Annotated in this window: 15 protein-coding genes; all 15 read left to right on the top strand. The window is 36.5% G+C overall.

Annotated features, from left to right (window positions below; genetic code table 11):
- The first annotated feature begins 59 nt into the window (after window positions 1–59).
- The 15 genes from ymdB (at window position 60) to CKK03_RS12665 (ending at window position 18,769) form a co-directional block, all read left to right on the top strand.
- Window positions 60–854: a 2',3'-cyclic-nucleotide 2'-phosphodiesterase gene (gene ymdB / locus CKK03_RS12735; protein ID WP_099362951.1), complete on the top strand. Its 795-nt coding sequence runs from the start codon at window positions 60–62 to the stop codon at window positions 852–854.
- Between the two features lie 323 nt (window positions 855–1,177).
- Complete coding sequence (gene spoVS, locus CKK03_RS12730; protein ID WP_029281188.1) at window positions 1,178–1,438, top strand: stage V sporulation protein SpoVS; 261 nt, start codon at window positions 1,178–1,180, stop codon at window positions 1,436–1,438.
- A gap of 109 nt (window positions 1,439–1,547) precedes the next feature.
- The gene (locus CKK03_RS12725) at window positions 1,548–2,471 is read left to right on the top strand and encodes a dipeptidase (RefSeq protein ID WP_099362950.1); all 924 of its coding nucleotides are present in this window, start codon (window positions 1,548–1,550) and stop codon (window positions 2,469–2,471) included.
- 324 nt (window positions 2,472–2,795) lie between these two features.
- A complete protein-coding gene (locus tag CKK03_RS12720; RefSeq protein WP_099362949.1) occupies window positions 2,796–4,532 on the top strand; it encodes a 2-oxoacid:acceptor oxidoreductase subunit alpha in 1,737 nt (578 codons plus the stop codon).
- 1 nt (window position 4,533) lies between these two features.
- A complete protein-coding gene (locus CKK03_RS12715; protein ID WP_099362948.1) occupies window positions 4,534–5,400 on the top strand; it encodes a 2-oxoacid:ferredoxin oxidoreductase subunit beta in 867 nt (288 codons plus the stop codon).
- Between the two features lie 302 nt (window positions 5,401–5,702).
- Window positions 5,703–7,232: a tRNA (N6-isopentenyl adenosine(37)-C2)-methylthiotransferase MiaB gene (gene miaB, locus CKK03_RS12710; protein WP_099362947.1), complete on the top strand. Its 1,530-nt coding sequence runs from the start codon at window positions 5,703–5,705 to the stop codon at window positions 7,230–7,232.
- 1 nt (window position 7,233) lies between these two features.
- Entirely contained in the window at window positions 7,234–7,665 is a 432-nt protein-coding gene (ricA, locus tag CKK03_RS12705) for a regulatory iron-sulfur-containing complex subunit RicA (protein WP_099362946.1), read from the top strand.
- A gap of 345 nt (window positions 7,666–8,010) precedes the next feature.
- Window positions 8,011–8,553 carry an outer spore coat protein CotE gene (locus tag CKK03_RS12700; RefSeq protein WP_099362945.1) on the top strand — a complete coding sequence of 181 codons (543 nt, stop codon included), beginning with the start codon at window positions 8,011–8,013 and terminating at the stop codon, window positions 8,551–8,553.
- A 121-nt stretch (window positions 8,554–8,674) separates the two neighbouring features.
- The gene (mutS, locus tag CKK03_RS12695) at window positions 8,675–11,272 is read left to right on the top strand and encodes a DNA mismatch repair protein MutS (protein WP_099362944.1); all 2,598 of its coding nucleotides are present in this window, start codon (window positions 8,675–8,677) and stop codon (window positions 11,270–11,272) included.
- A 54-nt stretch (window positions 11,273–11,326) separates the two neighbouring features.
- A complete protein-coding gene (gene mutL, locus CKK03_RS12690; protein ID WP_099362943.1) occupies window positions 11,327–13,222 on the top strand; it encodes a DNA mismatch repair endonuclease MutL in 1,896 nt (631 codons plus the stop codon).
- 194 nt (window positions 13,223–13,416) lie between these two features.
- On the top strand, window positions 13,417–14,364 hold the full coding sequence (gene miaA / locus CKK03_RS12685; protein ID WP_099362942.1) for a tRNA (adenosine(37)-N6)-dimethylallyltransferase MiaA: 948 nt from the start codon (window positions 13,417–13,419) through the stop codon (window positions 14,362–14,364).
- 94 nt (window positions 14,365–14,458) lie between these two features.
- On the top strand, window positions 14,459–14,683 hold the full coding sequence (gene hfq, locus CKK03_RS12680) for an RNA chaperone Hfq (protein WP_057999880.1): 225 nt from the start codon (window positions 14,459–14,461) through the stop codon (window positions 14,681–14,683).
- Between the two features lie 470 nt (window positions 14,684–15,153).
- Complete coding sequence (spoVK, locus tag CKK03_RS12675) at window positions 15,154–16,101, top strand: stage V sporulation protein K (protein WP_245864116.1); 948 nt, start codon at window positions 15,154–15,156, stop codon at window positions 16,099–16,101.
- A 132-nt stretch (window positions 16,102–16,233) separates the two neighbouring features.
- Entirely contained in the window at window positions 16,234–17,475 is a 1,242-nt protein-coding gene (gene hflX / locus CKK03_RS12670; RefSeq protein ID WP_099363271.1) for a GTPase HflX, read from the top strand.
- 13 nt (window positions 17,476–17,488) lie between these two features.
- A complete protein-coding gene (locus CKK03_RS12665; protein WP_099362941.1) occupies window positions 17,489–18,769 on the top strand; it encodes a methionine gamma-lyase family protein in 1,281 nt (426 codons plus the stop codon).
- The last annotated feature ends 103 nt before the right edge of the window (window positions 18,770–18,872 follow it).

Here is an 18,872-nt window from a genome sequence, read left to right as displayed (position 1 = left end):
CTGGGACGTTGAGATTTTTTTATTTTTGTGCTTCACTTTATAGTGAAAGGGGCTTTTACATGAAGATTTTATTTATTGGTGATGTCGTTGGCTCACCAGGAAGAGATATGATTCGCGAATATCTTCCGAAACTTAAGGCGAAATTCCATCCAGCACTAACCATTATTAATGGAGAAAATGCAGCGTCTGGTAGGGGAATAACGAAGAAAATATATAATCAATTTTTAGAGAATGGTGCACAAGCCATTACATTAGGTAATCATACATGGGACAACAAAGATATCTTTGAGTTTATTGATACAGCTAAAAACATGATACGACCTGCTAACTTCCCTGAAGGAACGCCTGGTCAGGGGATCATGTATAGCAAGGTCAATGGACATGAAGTTGCGATTATTAATTTGCAAGGGCGCACATTTCTTCCTGCTATTGATGATCCTTTTAAAAAGTGCGATGAGTTGATTGAGGAAGCACATAAGAGAACCTCCATTATTTTTGTAGACTTTCATGCGGAAGCGACAAGTGAAAAAATCGCTATGGGCTGGTACCTTGATGGACGGGTAACAGCAGTTGTTGGCACGCACACACATGTACAAACCGCTGATAACCGTGTATTGCCAAAAGGTACTGCATTTATCACTGACGTTGGAATGACAGGCCCGTATGATGGAATACTAGGGATGGATAAAGAAGCTGTGATTCATAAATTTAAGACGGCATTACCTGTTCGTTTTGAGGTCGTTGAAGGAAGAACTCAATTAAACGGAGTACTTATTGAAGTAGACCCTAAAAGTGGGACTGCAAAGGGCATTCAACGAATACTTATTAATGATGATCATCCATTTTTTGATTAATTATTTCTGACCAAGGTATCACTGAGATACCTTGGTTTTTTCTTGATTTCACTAAGTTTTTGAATTTTTAGAAAAAGATTAGAAACAAGCAGGAATACTGGTAGTTTCTAGTGAATATAGTAGTTATGGGATCATTATTCGTTATTCAATTCAGACTCGGGTAATCCCTGGTTGAATAAAGATAGCCTCTGGAATGGTTTGCGATGATTTAAAAATTTAAGAGAGTATGAAAACTAGATCGCAAACTTTAGCGGTGGTGATTCATTTGTATGGTTCTACCGGTCACTCAGGGAACATTGTAAAGAACAAGGAGGAAAGTAGAAATGGAAATATTAAAAGTTTCAGCAAAATCTAATCCTAACTCTGTAGCAGGGGCACTTGCGGGTGTTTTACGTGAGAGAGGAGCTGCAGAAATCCAAGCGATTGGTGCTGGTGCATTGAATCAGGCAGTGAAAGCAGTAGCGATAGCTAGAGGATTTGTGGCACCGAGTGGAGTGGACCTAATTTGTATTCCGGCGTTTACTGATATTCTAATTGATGGTGAAGAAAGAACTGCTATAAAATTAATCATTGAACCACGATAATACTATGTACTTTTATATAAAGTGGTTAAGTAGTGGATAAGTGGCCTGTTTGTCGAATGTGACAGACAGGTATTTTTGTGTAAAATAAAGGCAAAGGAGCTGATTTGTGTTGAAAATATTCGATGCCCATTCTGATGTATTATATAAAATGTGGATGGACCCTACTATTAATTTTGCAAATTCATCAAAATTACATATTAACTATGATCAATTAAAAGCATCTGGCAGCAAAGTGCAAAGTTTCGCAATCTATATCCCAGAGGAAGTAAAACCAGAAAGTCGATTTGAAGTGGCATTAGAGATGGTAGAAATTTTTTATAATAAAGTAGTTGCGCCTTCTCCGTTATTAAAGGTGGTAAGGACAAAAGAAGATATTTTAGGTTTAAAAGAGGAAGAAATAGGTGCTTTTTTAACGTTGGAAGGCTGCGATGCAATTGATCAAAGTATTGTAAAGTTACAAACATTATTGAGGCTAGGAGTATCCTCTGTTGGATTAACATGGAATTATGCCAATTTTGTCGCAGATGGCGTGGGTGAACCGCGTGGAGCAGGGTTATCAAGTTTTGGTATAGAAGTTGTCAAAGAACACAATAAGGCGTCGATATGGACAGATGTATCACATCTATCGTTAAAAGGATTTTGGGATGTCATGGAAGTGGCAGATTACCCGATTGCATCTCATTCAAATGCTATGGCAATTTGCAATCACCGCCGTAATTTGCTAGATGAGCAAATTATAGCATTAATTAAAAAAAACGGTATGATTGGGATTACGTTTGTCCCCCAATTTTTAAGCAATCGAGAAACAGCAACGATCGACGATGTAATCAAGCATCTTGATTATATTTGTTCATTAGGCGGAGAAAATCATGTTGGATTTGGGTCTGATTTTGATGGAATAACAGATACAACGATTGGACTTGAAAACTTTGCGGGGTATGAAGGACTTGTAAATAAATTACTGAAATATTACTCTGAAATCCAAGTGAAGAAATTTTTGTATCAAAATTTTGTGGCGAATTTACCGGCATAAATTAATCATTTTATATCGGTTTAATATAAAATTAATTGAAAAATAAAAAAATATGCATTTTTCACCATAATTTGCTTGCTAAGGGTTGCTTTTTTTCGTTGATAGGTCTAGAATTGAAAGCGTTTAGTACATATCCAACAGTATAAATTTGGATAGAGTTTTTCACTTCGAATTTGGCATTTTTTTCCGAATTCGTCGTAAGAAATGGTCCATTTTCATTCAATAGAATTTACATATTACCTTCAATACAACTCAGTTGGAAAGTGCTATGCTTAAAAATGAATAAAAATCTTATATATAACGTATTCCAAAGGGGTGTAAGTCATGATCAATCAACTTTCGTGGAAAGTTGGCGGACAACAAGGGGAAGGAATCGAAAGTACCGGGGAAATCTTTTCCATCGCTCTGAATCGCTTAGGTTACTATTTATACGGTTATCGTCACTTTTCATCACGTATTAAAGGTGGACATACAAACAACAAAATACGTGTAAGTACAACTCAAGTTCGTGCAATATCTGATGATCTTGATATTTTAGTAGCTTTTGACCAAGAAACAATTGATTTTAATTTTCATGAGTTACGTGATGGTGGGGTAGTATTGGCAGATGCTAAATTCGGCCCAACCATTCCTGAAAATACTAATGTTCATCTGTATTCTGTTCCTTTTACTGAAATTGCAACAGAACTTGGCACGTCTCTAATGAAAAATATGGTCGCAATTGGAGCTACTAGCTCATTATTAGATCTTGATTTAAATGTGTACCTAAATGTGGTTGATGAAATCTTTGGACGTAAGGGCCAGCAAGTTGTTGAGAAGAACATGGAAGCAATCAAAGCCGGTGCAGAATTTCTAAATGATCTACTTAGTGAAGATGTAATAATGAAATTAGAAAAAGCAGACGGCAAGCAACGTATGTTCATGATAGGAAATGATGCTATCGCTTTGGGTGCTCTAGCGGGTGGAGCAAGATTTATGCCTGCATATCCAATTACACCAGCCTCTGAAATCATGGAATACTTAATTAGCAAGTTACCTGAATTTGGTGGAACAGTTATCCAAACAGAAGATGAAATTGCTGCATGCACAATGGCAATTGGTTCTAACTACGCGGGTGTTCGCGCGTTTACTGCTTCTGCTGGACCAGGATTATCGTTAATGATGGAATCAATCGGATTATCAGGTATTACTGAAACTCCGCTTGTTATTATTGATACACAACGTGGAGGTCCAAGTACTGGTCTTCCAACAAAGCAAGAGCAATCAGACTTAATGGCAATGATTTATGGAACACATGGTGAAATACCTAAGATTGTTATGGCTCCAAGTACTGTTCAGGAAGCATTCTATGACATTATCGAAGCATTTAACCTAGCAGAAGAATATCAATGTCCGGTTATTTTCCTAACAGATTTACAGCTTTCATTAGGAAAGCAAACTGTTGAACCACTTGATTATTCAAAAATTGAAATCAGACGTGGCAATCTACTTCTTGACGACGAATTACCAGAATTAGAGAATAAAGAATACTTCAAACGCTATGAAGTTACAGAGAGTGGTATTTCTCCACGTGTAGTACCTGGTGTGAAGAATGGAATTCACCATGTAACTGGTGTTGAACATAACGAACAAGGTAAGCCATCTGAGGCTGCAAGCAACCGTAAGGATCAAATGGAAAAACGACTTAAAAAGACTAAAAACATTCGTTTCAATTCACCTGTTCATAAAAACGTTAAATATGAAGAGGCGGACCTATTAGTTGTAGGTTTTAACTCAACTCGTGGTGCGATTGAAGAAGCAATGACTCGTCTTGAAAATGATGGTATTAAAGTGAACCATGCTCAAGTTCGTTTAATCCATCCTTTCCCAACTGAAGAAATGTTACCGTTAATTCAATCAGCTAAGAAAGTATTAGTGGTTGAAAATAATGCTACTGGTCAGCTCGCAAACATTATGAAGATGAATGTAGGACATGCAGACAAGATTACTAACTTCTTAAAGTATGACGGTAATCCATTCCTACCTCATGAAGTTCACACAAAATGTAAGGAGTTGTTCTAATATGGCAACATTTAAAGACTTTCGGAATAATGTAAAACCTAACTGGTGTCCAGGTTGTGGAGACTTCTCCGTACAAGCAGCGATTCAACGTGCTTCTGCTAATGTTGGACTTGAGCCTGAACAGCTAGCTGTGGTTTCAGGGATAGGATGTTCTGGACGTATTTCTGGATATATCAATGCTTATGGATTACACGGGATTCATGGACGTTCTTTACCAATTGCTCAAGGCGTAAAAATGGCAAACCGTGATTTAACTGTTATAGCTTCTGGTGGTGACGGTGACGGATATGCAATTGGGATGAGCCATACAATCCATGCTATTCGTCGTAATATAGACATCACATACATTGTTATGGATAACCAAATCTATGGTCTAACAAAAGGTCAAACTTCGCCAAGAAGTGAAATGGGCTTTAAAACAAAGAGTACTCCAAAAGGCTCCATTGAGTCTGCACTTTCTGTCATGGAAATGGCATTAACAGCTGGTGCTACTTTTGTTGCACAAAGCTTTTCTACTGACCTTAAAGATTTAACAGCACTAATTGAGGCTGGAATTAAGCACAAAGGTTTTTCTTTAATCAATGTATTTAGCCCATGTGTAACTTATAATAAAGTCAATACATATGACTGGTTTAAAGAAAATCTGACAAAATTAGGTGATGTTGAGGGATATGATCCTTCAGACCGATCAGTAGCTATGCAAACGTTGATGAAGCATAACAGTCTTGTTACTGGGCTCATCTATCAAAATACAGAAAAACCTTCGTATCAAGAACTTGTTCATGGATATGGTGAAGCGCCGCTTGTACATGCAGACTTGAATTTAGATGAAGAAAAGTTTAATAAACTAGTTGCCGAATTTATGTAATACAAACCAAACCCTACTAAGAATTATTCTCTTAGTAGGGTTTTTAATATAGTTTCAGTCAAAATGAGCCTTATGACTACACTAGTCTTTCACAATTCTTTATATCTTTACTCGTTAATTGTTGAATGATAAAATAGGCATGTGTGTCTGTTAGTAGAATAAAGTCCTTAAAACTGCTGAAATTGTACATTTTTCTACATTTATACGGTTTTATTGTATTAATACTTGTTAAACCTTATACTAGTAAAATGGAATTTTATTTTTTGAAAATGTAGTTTTTCGATTAAGAAAGGAGATACAACATGAACGAAAAACAACGTCTTGAAAGTACTCAAGTAAAACCTGCGGACAAAAAATCCGAAAAGGATTACAGCAAGTATTTTCAATCCGTTTACCAACCACCTTCATTAAAAGATGCGAAGAAACGTGGTAAAGAACAAGTCAATTACTTAAAAGAATTTTCGATTCCTGAGGACATGAAGAATGCAGGAAAAGGAAAACGCTTTTTAATCCGTACGTATGGTTGTCAAATGAATGAACATGATACGGAAATAATGGCGGGTATTTTTATGGAAATGGGCTATGAGCCAACTGAAAATACGAAGGATGCCGACATCATTTTACTAAATACATGTGCGATTCGTGAAAACGCTGAAAACAAAGTATTTGGTGAAATCGGTCATTTAAAACCTTTAAAACTTGAAAATCCTAATCTTTTAATTGGTGTTTGTGGGTGTATGTCCCAAGAGGAATCAGTTGTGAATAAAATCCTTGAGAAACATCAATTCGTTGACATGATTTTCGGTACTCATAATATTCATCGCCTTCCTTATATTGTTAAAGAAGCAATGTTCAGTAAAGAGATGGTTGTTGAGGTTTGGTCTAAGGAAGGGGACATCATTGAAAACCTTCCAAAAGTACGTAAAGGAAATATCAAGGGTTGGGTAAACATTATGTATGGATGTGACAAATTCTGTACGTACTGTATCGTTCCATATACTCGTGGTAAGGAACGTAGCCGTCGCCCAGAAGATATTATTGAAGAGGTACGTCACTTAGCAAGACAAGGCTATCAAGAGATTACCTTACTTGGCCAAAACGTAAATGCGTATGGTAAAGATTTTGAAGATATTAAGTATGGTTTAGGAGACTTAATGGACGAGTTACGTAAGATTGATATCCCGCGTATCCGTTTTACAACAAGTCACCCACGTGATTTCGATGATCATTTAATTTCAGTGCTCGCTAAAGGCGGAAATCTTATGGAGCATATTCATCTTCCAGTACAATCTGGAAGCTCACAGGTATTAAAATTAATGTCACGTAAATACACAAGAGAATCCTATTTAGAGCTAGTTCGCAAAATGAAAGAACAAATTCCGAATGCTTCATTTACAACTGATATTATTGTTGGTTTCCCGAATGAAACGGATGAACAATTTGAAGATACACTTTCCTTATATAGAGAAGTAGAATTTGATTCAGCTTATACCTTCATCTATTCACCACGTGAAGGAACTCCAGCTGCCAAAATGGAAGATAATATTCCAATGGAAGTTAAAAAGGAAAGACTTCAACGTTTAAACGCACTTGTTAATGAGATTTCTGCAAAGAAAAATCTTGCATACAAAGGTCAAACTGTAGAAGTTCTTGTTGAAGGTGAAAGCAAAAACAATCCAGAAGTACTTGCTGGATACACAAGTAAAAATAAATTGGTTAACTTCAAAGGTCCAAAGTCTGCAATTGGTAAGATTGTAAAAGTGAAAATTATCCAAGCGAAGACCTGGACACTAGATGGAGAAATGATCGAAGAAGCGGTAGAGGTGAACTAAAATGGCACAATTTACAAAAGAACAAATCGTTGAACGCGCAACAGAATTAGCAAAAATGATTGCAGAAACACAAGAAGTTGACTTTTTCAAGCGTGCAGAAGCACAAATAAACCAGAACAAAAAGGTTCAAGAAATTATTGAAACCATTAAGAGCTTACAAAAACAAGCAGTCAATTTTCAGCATTTTGGAAAGTCTGAAGCATTAAAGCAAGTTGAAGAAAAGATTGATAATCTTCAAGCAGAACTAGACAGCATTCCGGTTGTAGAAGAATTTAAGAATTCACAGATTGAAGTGAATGATCTTTTACAGCTTGTGGCACATACCATTTCTAACAATGTAACAAATGAGATTATTACATCTACTGGTGGAGATTTGTTAGCGGGAGAAACTGGTTCAAAAGTGAATAACAATAGCGGCTGTGGCTGCCACTAAATAGGAAGAAGACAAAAGCGATAAGCTTTTGTCTTTTTTTATTTGTAGAGCATGTCATTCATCAGGTTTTATTTTTTGCTTGTACGGCTTTGAAAAAAAGGTACATAAATGGGCGAACCCGCATACAATGAACTATACGGTAATCGTAAGGTGAAGTATAAAGAGAACGACAATGCATTTTTTTAGTACTTACTTTGATTTGTTTATTCAACTTTTTTCGGTGTACTCATAAGAAAAGCATCGAAGGACTTGCAAAAAGTTTTTAAAAAGAAATCAGTCTTTAGCACACTAGTCAAATGTCCCGCATAGGATGAATTGAAGATTGATTGAGGAGGGTTTGTTCGAATGTCTGAATACAGAGAAATTATCACAAAAGCTGTTGTAGGTAAAGGACGTAAATTTTCACAGTCTACTTATACCATTTCTCCACCTCACCACCCATCAAGCATTTTGGGATGCTGGATCATTAACCATCGTTATGAAGCTGAGAAAGAGGGTAACAAGGTAGTTGTAAAGGGTGCTTTTGATGTCAACGTTTGGTATTCTTTTGGTAACAATACAAAAACTGAGGTTGTTACCGAAACACTTTCATACACAGACCACATCAAACTTAAGTATAGAGATGAGAACTTCTTAGGTGATGACTGTGACGTGATTGTTAATGTGTTACAACAGCCAAACTGCTTAGAATGTACGATATCTCCAAACGGCAACAAAATTCTCGTTGAAGTTGAAAGAGAATTACTTGCAGAAATTATTGGAGAAACAAAGGTTTGCGTACATGTGAACCCAGATGGATGCTATGATGATGATAAGGATTGGGATGTAGACGACGAAGAATTTGAGGATTTAAATCCTGACTTCTTAGTTGGCGATTTAGAAGAATAATTGGAAACTAGGAGGCACGACTTCCTAGTTTTTTTTCATTTAATGGAAGACAAGTCCTGCCCTTTCCTTTTTTAAGTTATGTTATAATATTGGAAGAATGAAAGTGTTGGGGGATTTTTAAATGGCAGAGTATACGCCGATGATAAAGCAATATTTAACGATTAAGGCAGATTATCAGGATGCCTTTTTATTTTTTAGACTAGGTGATTTTTACGAAATGTTTTTTGATGATGCCATTAATGCGTCACAAATTTTAGAAATAACGTTAACAGCTAGAGATGGTGGTGTCGATGAAAAAATCCCGATGTGCGGGGTTCCTTATCACTCAGCTGCTGGATATATAGAACAATTAGTGAATCAAGGATATAAGGTTGCGATTTGTGAGCAAACAGAGGATCCAAAACAAGCAAAAGGTGTCGTAAAACGTGAAGTCATTCAATTAATTACACCTGGAACTGTGATGGATGGTAAAAACCTACTAGATAAAGAAAATAATTTTCTAGCAACTGTTTCAAGCTTTTCAGACGATTCTTTCGGATTTGCATTAACTGACTTAACAACAGGTGAAAACCGGGTCTCGTTATTGTCTACCCAGTTTGAAGAGGTTATCGGAGAAATTTATGCGAATGGTGTAAAAGAGGTTGTTGTTTCAACTGAGTTTGCCGATAAATATAAAAAAGCAATGATAGAACGGTGCCAGGTAACGATTTCGTATGAAGATAATTGCACAGTTGTTGAACATTTACAACAGCTTACTGAGGGGCTTGAGGACGAGAAATTGATCCTTACCTTTGGAAGATTATTAAATTATTTAATAAAAACGCAAAAGCGCTCACTAGATCACCTTCAACAGGTACGTATTTTTTATACGAATCAATTCATGAAAATTGATTTATATTCAAAACGTAATCTTGAGCTTACTGAAACGATTCGTAATAAAGGGAAAAAGGGTTCATTACTTTGGCTTCTAGACCAAACAGTTACAGCAATGGGTGGGCGTCTGTTAAAACACTGGATTGACAGACCGTTATTAAATAAAAATGAAATAGAAGCCCGGCTTAATATGGTTCAAACCTTTATTGAACACTATTTTGAAAGATTAGAATTAAGGGAACTATTGAAGGAAGTATATGACCTTGAACGACTGGCTGGACGTGTAGCTTATGGAAATGTAAATGCAAGAGACCTTTTACAACTCAAAAAGTCACTTGAGCAGGTTCCAGGAATTTATCAACTTGTAACACAGTTGAAGCATCCATATGCGGACAACCTCAGTAAGCAAATGGACCGTTGTGAATCATTAACTGACCTTCTTAAACGTTCCATAAAGGAATCACCTCCGATGTCTATCAAAGAAGGAGATATCATTAAAGATGGCTACAATGCCACCCTTGACCAATATCGTGATGCAAGTCGAAATGGTAAAACATGGATTGCATCCTTAGAAAAACAGGAACGAGAGAAAACGGGAATAAAGTCTTTAAAGATTGGATATAACCGTGTCTTTGGATATTATATCGAAGTGACAAAGTCCAATTTACAGCACTTACCCGAAGGTCTGTATGAAAGAAAACAAACTCTAACGAATGCGGAACGTTTTATAACTCCTGAGCTTAAAGAAAAAGAAACATTAATTCTTGAAGCAGAGGAAAAGATTGTCCAATTAGAATATGATCTTTTTCTTGATATTCGCGAACAAGTTAAGAGCTATATCCCAAGACTTCAGACTTTAGCAAAGGTTATTAGTGAGCTTGATGTGCTGCAATGCTTTGCAACGATTAGTGAAGAACGCCATTATTGTATGCCTCATTTTTCTGAGGACAAGCTCTATATTAAAGATGGCCGTCATCCGGTTGTTGAAAAAGTGATGCAGGCACAGGAATATGTTCCAAATGATTGTGTGATGGAGCAGGGACGGTCGTTGCTTCTTATCACGGGACCAAATATGTCTGGTAAGAGTACGTATATGAGACAGATTGCACTTACCTCTATCTTGGCACAAATTGGTTGTTTTGTTCCAGCAAGTGAGGCTGTTTTACCGATATATGATCAGGTATTTACTCGTATCGGAGCAGCGGATGACTTAATTTCTGGACAAAGTACTTTTATGGTAGAAATGCTTGAAGCAAAAAATGCCATTGTCAACGCAACATCTAGAAGCTTATTATTATTTGATGAAATTGGGCGTGGGACATCTACTTATGATGGAATGGCGCTTGCACAAGCTATTATTGAATATATTCACCAAAATATCGGAGCCCACACATTGTTCTCTACGCATTATCATGAGCTAACCGATTTAGAAGCGGGGCTAGAAAACTTAGTAAATGTTCATGTAAGTGCGATAGAGGAAAATGATAATGTAGTCTTCCTTCATAAAATTAAAGAAGGTGCAGCAGATAAAAGTTATGGGATTCATGTAGCAAAACTTGCTGAGCTTCCTGAGAACTTAATTGAACGAGCAAAAGAAATATTAAATCATCTTGAGCAAGGTGAAAAAGAAATAGCTGTTACAAAGGAAGAATCGATGGACCTTACAGACAATCTACAGCTTTCATTTTTTGGGGAAACGAAGTCGTCCTACCAAAAAGAAGAAAAGCATGTGTCTACTAAGGAAAAGGATGTCTTGAAATCCATCAAAGATATGGATATTTTAGGACTTACACCATTAGAGGCCATCAATAAGTTATATGAAATTCAAAAACAACTTAAAGGCTAAAAAAATAAAGGTTCATGAATTTTTGAATAACCTTATAGAAAATGAGGTGAAGGTATGGGGAAAATCGTCCTACTAGATGACCTTCTTTCAAATAAAATAGCAGCAGGGGAAGTAGTGGAAAGGCCAGCCTCAGTTGTGAAGGAATTAGTTGAGAATGCCATTGACGCAAACAGTACTGTTATTGAAATTGAAATAGAAGAAGCGGGCCTTTCCAAAATTCGAATTATTGACAATGGTGATGGCATGGATAGTGAAGACTGTGTAAATGCCTTTCATCGTCATGCAACAAGTAAAATAAAGGACGAAAATGACTTGTTTCGGATTCGGACATTAGGGTTTAGAGGTGAGGCACTACCTAGTATTGCCTCTGTTTCTGAACTTGAAATGAAGACGAGTACAGGAGACAATTCAGGTACTCATATTCTCATAAAAGGTGGTCAGTTTGTAGAGAAGAAGGCAACAAATAGTCGGAAAGGAACTGACATCACGGTTTCTAATCTCTTCTTTAATACTCCAGCTCGCTTAAAATATTTAAAAACCGTTCATACAGAGCTTGGCAATATTACGGATGCTGTGAACCGGATTGCTCTTGCTCACCCAGAAGTTTCCTTTCGGTTATTGCATAATGGAAAACGTCTTTTATATACAAGTGGTAATGGAGATGTTAGACAAGTACTTGCTGCAATCTATGGTCCAGGAATTGCAAAGCAAATGGTGCCTGTTCATTTGCAATCATTAGACTTTAATGTAGAAGGCTATATATCTATGCCCGAAGTTACAAGGGCATCGAGAAACTATATCTCAACCATTATTAATGGTAGATATATAAGGAATTATCCACTAGTTAAAGCTATTCAGCAAGGCTACCATACCCTATTACCGATTGGAAGATTTCCTATTGTCTTGCTCGATATCAAGATGGACCCATTGTTAGTTGATGTGAATGTCCATCCAGCAAAACTAGAGGTTAGAATTAGTAAAGAACAAGAACTTAATCAATTAATTGATCAAGGAATTAAGGATGTTTTTAAACATAAACAACTAATTCCAGATGCTATAAATCCGAAGAAGAAGGAAGTTCAAAAATCGGAGCAGCAACATTTTGTATTTCAGCATTCGATAAAAACAGAACCAAGAGAACAGCAACCATTTGTCCCTAAATTTGTAGAGACAATTCAACAGGATTCGAGGAAAGAAGAACCTAAAATTGAAACACCAACTGGGGTAATTCCATCTATTTATGAAGAAAAATCATACGATAGGGAAAAACTGGTAGTTGAAGAAAGTGACTACACAACTGCTGTTGCCTTGGATGAGAATGAAGAAACGGATTTTGAAAGTACTGAAATCAACGTAAACGAAGCTGAACGGGTACCAGTTATGTATCCAATCGGTCAAATGCATGGAACATATATTCTTGCTCAAAATGAGAAAGGTTTATATATAATCGATCAGCATGCTGCTCAGGAGCGAATTAAATATGAATATTTCAAAGAAAGGGTTGGAGAAAATATTTCTGATCTTCAGGAACTTCTTCTTCCGATTACATTGGAATATTCAACGGACGAATGTATCAACATAAATGCGCATAAGCAAGATTTAGAACAGGTTGGAATCTTCCTAGAACCATTCGGCCATAATAGTTACATTGTACGCTCACACCCACAATGGTTTCCAAAAGGTGATGAAAAGGAAGTCATTGAGGAAATTATCGAACAAGTGCTTAATGATAAAAAAATAGATATTAAGAAATTGAGAGAAGCAGCAGCGATTATGATGAGTTGTAAAGCTTCTATAAAAGCGAACCATCATTTACGCAACGATGAAATATTTGCATTACTTGAAACGCTCCGTAAAACAAGTGATCCGTTTACATGCCCGCACGGTCGACCAATCATCATACACCATTCGACCTATGAAATGGAAAAAATGTTCAAACGAGTCATGTAAATATACTATAGAAGATGGCGGAAAACTCGCTAAATAGGCGAGTTTTCGCTTTATAAGACAAAAGTAGTAGAAAACTATTGATAAGGTTCAAGAAAATTGTTATTTTCTAAGTCAATTTGGTTATAATAATTTAGTATTCGTCTTATTATCTATGTTACGATAATAGTATGAATTGAGGTAAAGGTAGTGATTGATTGGAAGAATTGAAAAAAGAAAAGCTAGTCGTTCTAATTGGTCCAACCGCTGTTGGAAAAACGAAACTAAGTATAGAGCTTGCCAAAAAGCTAAATGCCGAAATTATAAGTGGAGATTCCATGCAAATTTATAAAAGGATGGATATCGGTACTGCCAAAATAACAAGAGATGAAATGGATGGGATACCACATCATCTCATTGATATTAAGGAGCCACATGAGAGTTTTTCGGTAGCGGAGTTTCAGGAGGTTGTAAGAAAGTTAATAACGGAAATACATAATCGTGGTAAATTACCGATGATTGTTGGAGGTACAGGGCTTTATATACAATCTGTCTTATATGATTATCAATTTACAGATGATGCCTCAAATCCCGAGTATCGGAATATACTTGAACAAAAAGTTGCTGAAAGGGGAGTTGAACCTCTTTATCAGGAACTAAAAGAAATAGACCCGGCCAGCGCAGAGCGAATTCACCCTAACAATGTAAGAAGAGTCATTCGAGCCCTAGAAATTTATAAAACAACCGGGAAAACAATGACCGAATATTTGGAGGGGCAGAAGCATGAACTTATCTATGATGTTGCCCTAATTGGATTAACAATGGAACGAGAGAAATTGTATGATCGTATTAACCATAGGGTTGACTTGATGATAGAGTCAGGACTGCTTAAAGAGGTTACAACATTCCATTCTCAAGGTTTACGAGATTGCCAATCCATCCAAGCAATTGGCTATAAAGAACTTTATAGTTATTTAGATGGGTCTACATCGCTAGAAGAAGCAATCCAACAACTGAAACAAAATACTCGCAGATATGCAAAGCGACAATTAACATGGTTTCGAAATAAAATGGATGTAAAATGGTTTGATATGTCAGCAAATAATGAGTTTAAAGAAAAATTTAATGAAATTTATAAATATATAGCAGGAAAGCTAGGAATTTAAGAGAATAGATAATAATAAGATGTATTCGATTGTCCAAAATTGGGCAATGACAGTTTCGGCATTTTGTGCCGAAGATTCTAGAGGAGGACATTTCATGAAACAAGCAATCAATATCCAAGACCAAATTTTAAACACACTGCGTAAGGATGGGACATTTGTAACAGTATTCTTATTAAATGGATACCAATTACGAGGATTAGTGAAAGGCTTTGATAACTTTACAGTTCTATTAGAAACTGAAGGGAAGCAGCAGCTAATTTATAAGCACGCAATCTCTACTTTCGCTCCACAAAAAAACATTAAACTTGAGCTTGAATAATAACCGAAAAAACAACCTTTCTTTTATCAGTAAGGTTGTTTTTTTCATCTTGTCTAATTTTTCTTCAAGATTTGTAAATTGGCTCATATACATATAGTGTTATGGAATATTTTCCGGGAAAGCGCAATCTTTGACAAAAAGCAAGAGTCTTTTGTAATAAAAGTGAGAAAATTGTAGAAATAAAAAGGGAAAAGGAAAAGTCTAACAATTTACGTCCAGTTCCAGCGCCTAGCCCCTCGAGGTCATAAGCCACTTTAGAAATGAAGGCAAAGAGCGCCTTCTATTCTAAATCGTCTTATGCTTGTCGGACTTGCACATGATGTGCTGACATCGATGTTCGCCACAGGACGTGGCGGTAGTTAGTCGATGTTCCGCTATTCAAGGCGCTTGCACTTTTGTTTTTTCCTTGGGCTTTTGTCACGAAATTAACCCAACAACGTATAATGTACTGAAATGAGAGGTGAGAGCTCTTGGATCAACAACCCATTACAATGAAGAACAATGGACAAATAAATGTCGTTTTAAATGGAGAGAAAAAGAAATTAAAAGTTTTACACTCGACATCTAAAGAAGCCATTTCAACGAAAATCCAAACAAAACATACAGCTCTAAAAGAAATAGAGGAAGAAATGAGCGCTCTTGTAGGTATGGATGAAATGAAGAAAATGGTAAAGGAAATCTATGCTTGGATTTATATTAATAAAAAGCGAGAAGAACAGGGTTTAAAGGTTGGAAAACAAGCATTACACATGATGTTTAAAGGAAACCCTGGAACAGGAAAGACGACTGTTGCTCGATTATTAGGGAAATTATTTCTGCAAATGAACGTCCTATCAAAGGGGCATCTCATTGAAGCTGAAAGAGCCGACCTGGTTGGGGAATATATCGGTCATACTGCTCAAAAGACAAGAGATTTAATTAAAAAGGCTATTGGTGGCATTTTATTCATTGATGAGGCGTATTCCCTAGCTAGAGGTGGAGAAAAAGACTTTGGTAAAGAAGCTATTGATACGTTAGTAAAACATATGGAAGATAAGCAGCACGAATTTGTTTTGATTTTAGCTGGATACTCAAAAGAAATGGACCATTTCTTATCTTTAAATCCAGGATTATACTCCCGTTTTCCACTTGTTATTGATTTTCCGGATTATACTGTTGAACAACTAATGGAAATTTCAGCAAAAATGATGGTGGAACGTGAATATGTCTTCAGTCCAGAGGCAGAAAGAAAGTTACGCGAGCATTTACTCGCTGTTAAAATGGATTCTTATCCCGGAAAATTTAGCAATGGGCGTTATGTTCGGAATATCATCGAAAAATCAATTCGAAGTCAGGCAATGAGATTATTAATCGACGATATGTATAGTAAACAGGACCTTCAGACAATTAGAACACAGGATTTGATTTTCAAAGAATAAACGTGCCGCCTATTACTAGGCGGTTTATTTATTTCCAATTGGTATAGTTTCAATAAATTTGATATGATAACGTAAGAAAAACACCTTCCATGAAAGTAGGTAAATTGATTGGTAAACGAACAAAAGAAAGAGATGGAAAAAGCGATACTTGTAGGCTGTCACATTCAAAATGAAGACGAAAGTCGGTTTGAATACTCGCTCGAAGAATTACAATCATTAACTAAAACTGCCAAGGGCCAAGTTGTGATGACTGTTACGCAAAAGCGTGCAAAAGTCCATCCAGCTACATACATTGGAAAAGGAAAAGTGGAAGAGTTAGTGCATCTTGAAGAAGAACTAGAACCTGATGTGATCATTTTTAATGATGAGTTATCCCCAAGCCAGGTAAGGAATCTATCTTCTAGTCTACAAGCTAGAGTGATTGATCGAACCCAGCTGATTCTTGACATCTTTGCTTCTAGAGCAAATTCAAAAGAAGGAAAATTACAGGTAGAGTTAGCCCAGCTCCAGTATCTATTACCCCGATTAACAGGAAAGGGGATTGAATTATCGAGACTCGGTGGCGGTATTGGGACGAGAGGGCCAGGGGAAACAAAACTTGAGACCGATAGAAGACATATTCATAAGCGGATTGATGATATCAAAAATCAATTATCAGTTATTGTACAGCACCGGGAGCGCTATCGTGAACGAAGAAAGAAAAATAATACATATCAAATCGCATTGGTAGGTTATACGAATGCGGGGAAATCGACATTATTTAATAGACTAACTGAGGCAGATTCATTTGAAGAAAATTTATTGTTTGCGACACTTGACCCAATGACTCGAAAAATGATTCTTCCTTGCGGATTAACTACACTATTAACGGATACAGTAGGATTTATTCAAGATTTACCTACTTCGCTAATAGCCGCGTTTCGCTCTACTCTAGAAGAGGTAAAAGAAGCAGATTTAATTGTTCATGTGGTTGATTCTTCAAATCCTGATTATTTTAATCATGAGAAAACGGTAATAAAGCTTTTAGATGAACTAGGTGTTGAATCAATTCCGGTTCTTACCATCTATAATAAGAAAGATAAAGTTCATCCTGATTTTGTTCCTTCTTCAACCTCCAAATCCATTTTAGTCAGTGCATTTGATGAAAATGATTTAGTGGTGGTTAAGACAAAGGTAGAGGATTCAATGATCGAGGAGATGAAAGAATACAAGGTTTCTCTACCTAGCTCGGAAGGTAGACTATTAGCGCATTTAAAACAAGAAACGATTTTGAAAGAACTACGTTACAATGAAGAAGCGGAAAAATACGATTGCACAGGTTTTATTTTTCCTAGTCACTCATTGAATGGTCAACTTGAAGATTTTCATTCATAAAGGGGAAAACATCATGTTTACAGAATTAGATTATGGTAAACTAATTACAAAATTAGTTGAAGAAACTGAACAACAAATTAAAGAGGTACATACGAAGATTGATAAAAATATCGATTACAATCAATATCAAGTATTAAAAAGCTTTCAAGATAATCGAGTAAGTGATTCTCACTTCATTCCTTCAACGGGCTATGGCTATGATGATATTGGACGTGATACATTGGAAGCGGTGTACGCCCATATTTTTGGGGGTGAAGCAGCACTTGTACGTCCACAAATCATTTCAGGGACACATGCTATTTCGATTGCATTGTTTGGAGTGTTGCGACCTAATGATGAATTGCTTTATATTACAGGAAATCCATATGATACATTAGAAGAAATTGTGGGCATTAGGGGTACAGGAAATGGGTCCTTAAAGGAGTTTCATATTGGCTATAATAAAGTCGATCTAACACCTGAAGGAAGACCTGATTTTGAAGCAATTAAAAAGGCCATTCATGAAAATACAAAAATGATTGGAATTCAGCGTTCAAAAGGATATGCAACAAGACCTTCCTTCACGATTGCAGAAATAAAAGAAATGGTCCGGTTCGTCAAAGAAATTAAGTCTGATGTTGTTGTTTTTGTTGATAATTGTTATGGTGAATTCGTTGAATTACAAGAGCCGTGTCATGTTGGAGCTGATTTAATTGCTGGCTCGCTTATAAAAAACCCAGGAGGCGGACTTGCAAAAACTGGCGGATATTTAGTGGGGAAAAAAGAGCTTGTTGAAGCTTGCTCATATCGAATGACGTCGCCTGGCATTGGAGCAGAGGCAGGGGCATCTCTATATTCTCTACAGGAAATGTATCAGGGATTATTCCTTGCACCACATATTGTGGGACAAGCATTAAAAGGAGCCGTATTTACAGCTGCGATATTAGAAAAAATAGGTCTGAAAACAGAGCCAAGCTGGGATAGTGAACGGACAGATTTAATTCAATCTGTTCAATTTGATAACAAAGACATGATGGTTGCCTTCTGTCAAGCAATCCAATATGCTTCTCCAATTAACTCACATGTAACGCCATATCCAAGTTACATGCCAGGGTATGAGGATGATGTGATCATGGCAGCAGGAACGTTTATTCAAGGTGCTAGCATTGAATTAACAGCGGATGGTCCAACACGTCCTCCATACGTTGCATATGTACAAGGTGGACTAACCTATTCTCATGTAAAAATTGCCATTTGCCTAGCGCTTAACCAATTGCTTTCACAACAACTAATTTCAATAAAAATTGATGATTAAACTCCTCTTTTTTTATTTATATATTCATGTTATATTTTCTAACATGTTGTTGACAGATAATCTAACATCATATAATATTAACTTATTCATTGCGAAAAGGAGG

It is taken from the genome of Fredinandcohnia onubensis, assembly GCF_002734215.1.
Classification (GTDB): domain Bacteria; phylum Bacillota; class Bacilli; order Bacillales; family Bacillaceae_L; genus Ferdinandcohnia; species Ferdinandcohnia onubensis.
The sequence above is the reverse complement of the archived record's forward strand: the minus strand, read 5'-3'. Positions and strand labels throughout refer to the sequence as shown.